Consider the following 395-nt stretch of genomic DNA (forward strand, 5'->3'; position numbering starts at 1 on the left):
CCTTCTTTAACAAGAAGGTCTTTACTTTTTCATTACTGACTAAACAATAACGCCTGCTTAAAACAGGTTTCATGGATATAGACCTCGCTTGTATTAACGAGGATATTGGATTTTAAAACCGTTTAACTACACCATTCTTATCCACTTTTACTAAAGTAAAAATAGGTTTACGTAATTATGCGGTAAATAGCTAACGGTTACAAACATTTGTAACAATATTTAATCTGTAAAGTGGTTTTTATTACTACAAAAAGAAGAATTTATGCCAGATTATGCGTTACTGCATACCTCGTTAATTCGGCATTTGTTTTCATTTTCATTTTCTCCATTATGCGGAAGCGATAAGTACTTACTGTATTAATACTTAATGTTAGTACAACAGCAATTTCCGATAT

The 395-nt window shown here is 31.1% G+C and carries 1 protein-coding gene; it reads right to left on the reverse strand.

Annotated elements, in window-relative coordinates:
- Positions 1-260 precede the first annotated feature (260 nt).
- Positions 261-395, reverse strand: coding sequence for a LuxR C-terminal-related transcriptional regulator (locus tag E3E36_RS14130; protein ID WP_369334060.1), 135 nt, complete (start codon positions 393-395; stop codon positions 261-263).

Source organism: Thermococcus sp. M36, assembly GCF_012027355.1.
Classification (GTDB): Archaea; Methanobacteriota_B; Thermococci; order Thermococcales; family Thermococcaceae; genus Thermococcus.